The 5,879-nt window shown below is 66.8% G+C and carries 7 protein-coding genes; 2 read left to right on the top strand and 5 right to left on the bottom strand.

Annotated features, from left to right (window positions below; translation table 11 throughout):
- Positions 1-194: hypothetical protein (locus tag RT567_RS12765; RefSeq protein WP_313576691.1), on the top strand; the 194-nt coding region annotated here is incomplete at its 5' end.
- A 152-nt stretch (positions 195-346) separates the two neighbouring features.
- Here RT567_RS12765 and RT567_RS12760 read toward each other — a convergent pair.
- The gene (locus tag RT567_RS12760; protein WP_313576690.1) at positions 347-877 is read right to left on the bottom strand and encodes a gamma carbonic anhydrase family protein; all 531 of its coding nucleotides are present in this window, start codon (positions 875-877) and stop codon (positions 347-349) included.
- Between the two features lie 299 nt (positions 878-1,176).
- On the opposite strand from RT567_RS12760, the gene RT567_RS12755 reads away from it, so the two are divergent.
- Positions 1,177-1,956 (top strand): PhoH family protein, encoded by a 780-nt coding sequence (locus RT567_RS12755; protein WP_313576692.1) that lies wholly within the window; start codon positions 1,177-1,179, stop codon positions 1,954-1,956.
- A 208-nt stretch (positions 1,957-2,164) separates the two neighbouring features.
- On the opposite strand, the gene dxs is transcribed toward RT567_RS12755, so the two are convergent.
- The 4 genes from dxs to RT567_RS12735 all read right to left on the bottom strand — a co-directional run bounded on the left by dxs (position 2,165) and on the right by RT567_RS12735 (position 5,664).
- Entirely contained in the window at positions 2,165-4,075 is a 1,911-nt protein-coding gene (gene dxs / locus RT567_RS12750; protein WP_313576689.1) for a 1-deoxy-D-xylulose-5-phosphate synthase, read from the bottom strand.
- A 67-nt stretch (positions 4,076-4,142) separates the two neighbouring features.
- Positions 4,143-5,048: a polyprenyl synthetase family protein gene (locus tag RT567_RS12745; RefSeq protein ID WP_125901561.1), complete on the bottom strand. Its 906-nt coding sequence runs from the start codon at positions 5,046-5,048 to the stop codon at positions 4,143-4,145.
- Positions 5,049-5,050: 2 nt separating this feature from the next.
- Positions 5,051-5,407, bottom strand: coding sequence for a tRNA-binding protein (locus tag RT567_RS12740; protein ID WP_313576688.1), 357 nt, complete (start codon positions 5,405-5,407; stop codon positions 5,051-5,053).
- Positions 5,407-5,664: an exodeoxyribonuclease VII small subunit gene (locus RT567_RS12735; protein ID WP_040344421.1), complete on the bottom strand. Its 258-nt coding sequence runs from the start codon at positions 5,662-5,664 to the stop codon at positions 5,407-5,409. Before RT567_RS12735 ends, RT567_RS12740 begins: the two co-directional genes overlap by 1 nt.
- Positions 5,665-5,879: the final 215 nt, after the last annotated feature.

Below are 5,879 nucleotides of genomic sequence, written 5' to 3'. Positions count from 1 at the left end.
GGCAGCCGCTGGGGCCGCAGCCTCCGCCCGGCGGCGTCGGCGGCGGCAACATCGGCGTGGGCGGCGGAGGCGGCAGGCAGCTTGAAGGCCCGCACTGCGCCGCTGCGGCATCGGCGACCGCCATCAGCCCAACAAAGGCCACGGCTCCCGCCAGCATTTTCGTAATCCCTATCCGCATGGGATCGGACTCCTGAATTGATCGTCGACAGGTCCGATGCAAACGCCGGGCCGTTTTAAATGTCCGACATTGGGCGTTTTCCTCCCCCTTGAGGCGAGTTTGCGTCAGTCCGCCTCGCCTCACAGGCCGTCTGTCTCATTGTGAGCCGTGCCATTGTGGGGCGACGGGTCAGTCGATCCGTTTCAACCCGCCCGCATAGCGACGCCAGTTCTGCACATAGTGCCGGGCCGAGAGGCGCAGCGCCTCGATCTGCCCCTCTTCCAGTTCCCGGACCACCTTACCGGGCTGGCCCATCACCAGACTGTTGTCTGGAATGACCTTGCCTTCTGTGATCAGGGCGTTGGCGCCGATCAGGCAGTTCTTCCCGATACGCGCGCCGTTCAGAATGACCGCGCCGATGCCGATCAGACTGTTGTCGCCGATCTCGCACCCATGCAGCATCACCTTGTGCCCCACCGTCACGCCTGCGCCGATGGTCAGGGGCGAGCCGACGTCGGTGTGCAGGATGCTGCCGTCCTGAATATTGGTGTCCGCCCCGATCGTGATCGGATCATTGTCGCCGCGCAGCACCGCATTGAACCAGATGCTGGCGCCCGGATGCAGAATCACGTTCCCTAGAACGGTTGCATTCGGCGCAATCCAGTATTCGCCCTCCGGCGGAAGCTGAGGCTTGCTGTCGCCCAGACTGTAAACACTCATCCGCACACTGCCTATTCTTCTTAAAATGAAGGCTTTAACCCTTCAGAAACCACGTTAGCATCAGACTGTTGATGCGATTCGGCAGGCCCCATTCGCCCCCGGATCCGAAGCCGGATCAAGCCCGGTCCGGTCAGACGCTGGAGAATACGCTTGGCGTGTTCACGACCCGTTCGGGGACGGCGACGCACCTGCTGCGGCGAAGACCCTGCGACCGTTCGGGACGGCTGTGCGACTTCGGCCCCCACCTCCCCCACCGACGACCAAGGCGAGACCCTGCCGGGCTCGCCTTTTTTCATGCCCTGGAGGCGTCCATGAGCAAACGATCGGCCATCAAGCGTCAGCTGCGCGAAGGCGTGCTGGATTCGCCCGAATTCATTCAGGACGCCAAGGTACGGCGATTGCCCGCCCGCGTCGGCGGCTGGTCGCCCGTCCCCTCGAACGACGAGCGGGACCAGGGCTATATGAAGACGCTGAAACCCAAGTCCGACGGTCAGGCCGAGCTGATGGAGGCCGTCGACCACGCTAACCTGGTGCTGGCGCTCGGTCCGGCGGGCACGGGCAAGACCTATCTGGCCGTCGCCAAGGCGGTCGAGGCGCTGGAGGCCGGCAAGGTCGGCCGCATCGTCCTGAGCCGCCCCGCCGTCGAGGCAGGAGAATCGATCGGCTTCCTGCCCGGCGACATGGAGGACAAGCTGGCCCCCTATCTGCGGCCGCTCTATGACGCCCTGTCGGACCGTCTCAGCATGAAGCGGGTCAAGGCCCTGATGGCCGAGGGCCTGATCGAGATCGCCCCCATCGGCTATATGCGCGGCCGCACCCTGAACAACGCCTTCATCGTCGTGGATGAGGCGCAGAACTGCACCTACGTCCAGTTGAAGATGCTGCTGACCCGGTTGGGCTGGCACTCGACCATGGTGGTGACGGGCGATCCGCAGCAATCCGACCTGCTGCCGGGGGTCTCTGGCCTGTCCGACATCGCCGAACGACTGGAGGCCGTGCCCGAAATCGCCGTCGTCCGCCTGGCCGAACGCGACATCGTGCGCCACCCGCTGGTGGCCAGCATGATTGGGGTGCTGTAGCGCGCGCACCTTCTCCCTCCCCTTCATGGGGAGGGTGGTCGCGCAGCGACCGGGTGGGGAGGGCCAGGTGATACGGAACTCAGGCGATCCTGAAAGCAAGCGATCTCAGCACAGCGCCTGAATAGCAGCGAAGCCGTCCCCACCCGACTTCGCCCTACGGGCTCAGCCACCCTCCCCATGAAGGGGAGGGAGAGGCGTTGCATCTATGTCAGGCCCTAACGGCCCGGCTGGCGTCGACGCCCAGGGCCGTCAAGGCGGCGGCGGCGATGTGTTCGGCGTTTAGGCCGGCCTGGGCGTACATGGCCTCGGGCTTGTCCTGATCCTGGAAGATGTCGGGCAGGTGCAGGGTGCGGATCTTGAGCCCGCCATCGAGCGCGCCCTTCTCGGCCAGCAACTGAAGCACGAAGGCGCCGAAGCCGCCCATGGCGCCCTCTTCGACCGTAATGAGCGCCTCATGTTCGCGGGCGAGGCGCAGGATCAGGTCAGCGTCCAGCGGTTTGGCGAAGCGGGCGTCGGCGACGGTGGCCGAGACGCCGCGCGCGGCCAGCATGTCGGCGGCCTTCAGCGATTCCTGCAGGCGGGTGCCCAGCGACAGGATGGCGACGGACGTGCCTTCGCGGACTATGCGGCCCTTGCCGATCTCCAGCGGGGCGGCCAGTTCGGGGATGTCGATGCCCACGCCTTCGCCGCGCGGATAGCGGAAGGCGCTGGGGCGGTCGTCGATGGCCAGCGAGGTCGAGATCATCGCCGCCAGTTCGGCCTCGTCCGAGGCCGCCATCAGCACCATGCCCGGCAGGGCGCCCATATAGCCGATGTCGAACGACCCGGCGTGGGTCGAGCCGTCGGCGCCGACCAGACCGGCGCGGTCCATGGCGAAGCGCACCGGCAGGGACTGAATCGCCACATCGTGGACGACCTGATCATAGCCGCGCTGCAGGAAGGTCGAATACAGGGCGCAAACCGGCTTCATCCCATCGGCGGCCAGACCGGCGGCGAAGGTGACGGCGTGCTGTTCGGCGATGCCGACGTCGAAGGTGCGATCCGGGAAGGCCTGTCCGAACAGGTCCAGCCCCGTGCCCGACGGCATGGCGGCGGTGATGGCCATGACGGTCGGATCGACCGTCGCGTGCTTGATCAGTTCCGTGCCGAAGACCTTGGTGTAGCTAGGGGCGTTGGAGACGGCCTTGGCCTGCTTGCCCGAGACCACGTCGAACTTGACCACCGCGTGCAGCTTGTCGGCGCTGCTCTCGGCCGGGGCGTAGCCCTTGCCCTTCTGGGTGACGACATGCACCAGCACCGGACGGTCGGTGATGGCCGCCGCATTCTTGAGGATGGGGACCAGATTCTCCATGTCGTGGCCATCGATCGGCCCGACGTAGTAGAAGCCCAGTTCCTCGAACAGGGTGCCGCCCACGATCATGCCGCGGGCGTATTCCTCGGCCTTGCGCGCGGCGTCGCGGAAGGGGCGCGGCATGTGGTCGACGAACTTCTTCCCGACCTTGCGGATGTTCTGATAGGCGCCGCCTGAGACCTGCTTGGCCAGATAGGCGCTCATGCCGCCGACCGGCGGGGCGATCGACATGTCGTTGTCGTTCAGGATGACCATCAGCTGGCCGCTGGTGGCCTCGGCGGCGTTGTTCATCGCCTCATAGGCCATGCCCGCCGACATGGAGCCATCGCCGATGACGGCCACGACGCGGTTGTTCCCGCCCTTGGCGTCCCGCGCGGCGGCGAAGCCCAGCGCCGCCGAGATGGAGGTCGAGGCGTGGGCCGCGCCGAAGGGGTCGTATTCACTCTCGGAGCGCTTGGTGAAGCCCGACAGGCCGCCGCCCTGACGCAGGGTCCGCATCCGGTCGCGCCGCCCGGTCAGGATCTTGTGCGGGTAGCACTGGTGGCCGACGTCCCAGATCAGGATATCGTCCGGAGTCTCGAAGACGTGGTGCAGGGCGACCGTCAGCTCGACCACGCCCAGACCGGCGCCCAGGTGCCCGCCCGTCACCGACACGGCGTCGATGGTCTCGGCCCGCACCTCGTCCGCCAGCTGTTTCAGCTGGGAAATGTCGAAGCTCCGCGTATCGGCGGGAAACTTGACGGTGTCGAGAAGCGGGGTGTGGGGCATGGGGATCGGGGGCCTTCAGACGACGGAGCGTCAAACAGTAACCCGCTGAGGGCGGGCGCGTTTCCTATCAGGACCGGCGTTTGAGCACAAAGTCCACGCTGGCCTTGAGGATTTCGGCCTCATGACCGAACAGGTCAAGGTGCGAGCGGGCCTGATCGGCCAGATGCGCGACCCTCTGCCGCGCCGCATCGACGCCCAGCAGGGTCACGAAGTTGGTCTTGCCCAGGGCCGCGTCCTTGCCGCCCGCCGCCTTGCCCATCTCTTCCGCCGAACCTTCGGCGTCCAGAACATCGTCTACGATCTGATAGGCTAGGCCGATGTCGTGGGCGAAGCTGGTCAGGGCGTGCCACGCCGCTTCGTTGGCGTCGGCGATGATCAGCGGTATTTCGAAGGCGTAGGCGAACAGGGCGCCGGTCTTCAGACGCTGCATCCGGGCCACGCCGCCCAGATCGTCGCGCACCCCCATCAGGTCGATCATCTGGCCGCCCGCCATGCCGCGCGCGCCCGACGCGAAGGACAGACGCCGCGCCAGTTCGCAGCGCACGGCCGCATCGTCGTGGGTGTCCTCGTCCAGGATGATGTCGAACGCCGCAGTCTGCAGCGCGTCGCCCGCCAGGATGGCCGTCGCCTCGTCATAGGCGATGTGCAAGGTCGGACGGCCGCGCCGCACGTCGTCGTCGTCCATCGCCGGCAGGTCGTCATGCACCAGCGAATAGGCGTGGACGCATTCCAGGGCGCAGGCGGCGCGCAGCACGGCGCACTCCTCGACCTCCAGCATCCGGCCCGCCTCGATGGCGAAGAAGGGGCGCAGCCGCTTGCCCGGCCCCAGCGCCGCATAGCGCATGGCCTCCGTCAGGCGCGCCTCCGGCCCATCGGCGCGGGGCAGCAACTGGTCCAGGGCGACCGTGACCAGATCGGCGATCTCGGCCACGCGGTCGATGACGGCCTGTTCCGGCGAATTGGCGGCGAGCATGGTCAAAACAGCCTCCCGCCCAGCGGCAGGTCACGATCGACGCCGGCCAAGACGACGTTCCCCTCCGCATCCGGGAAGCCCAGCGTCAGCACCTCGGACATCACCGGCCCGATCTGGCGCGGCGGGAAGTTGACGACGGCGGCGACCTTGCGGCCGTGCAGCTGGTCCAGGGTGTAGTGGTGGGTGATCTGGGCCGAGGACTTCTTGACGCCGATCGCCTCGCCGAAGTCGATGGTCAACTTATAGGCGGGCTTGCGGGCCTCGGGGAAAGGCTCGGCCTTGATGATCTGGCCGACGCGCACATCGACCTTCATGAAGTCGTCGAAGCCGATCTGCGGCGCGAGTTCGGAACCGGACATCAGCCGAACTCGGCCGGTTCGACGCCCTTGGCCTGACCGTCGGCGCCGACGACGATCTTCTCGACCCGCAGTTGGGCGGCCTTCAGCCGCGCCTCGCAGTGAGCCTTCAGCCGCGCGCCCTCTTCATACAGGGCGATGGATTCCTCGAGCGGCGCCTGACCCGATTCCAGGCGCGAAACGATGCCCTCCAGACGCGACAGGGCGTCCTCGAAGCTGAGGTCGGCGGGCACGGCGGGGGAAGCGGATGCGTCAGTCATGATGGGCGCAACCTAGAGAGGCAGGCGCGCCGCTTCAACGGCCTTCCTGACCCCGCGACCTCAGCGCTTCACGAAACGGCGCTGGGACCAGTATTTGAAGCCCTGATTGTGGGCCAGACGCCAGCCGTGCGCCTTCAGCCGCTGGCCGACCATGTGATTGAAATAGCCGTGCGCCAGCACCAGGACGTCATGGCCTTCCGACGCGCGGGCGATCA

This window comes from Brevundimonas sp. (assembly GCF_032107865.1).
Classification (GTDB): domain Bacteria; phylum Pseudomonadota; class Alphaproteobacteria; order Caulobacterales; family Caulobacteraceae; genus Brevundimonas.
Note: the sequence above shows the minus strand (reverse complement) of the source record. Positions and strands in the feature narration are given on the sequence as shown.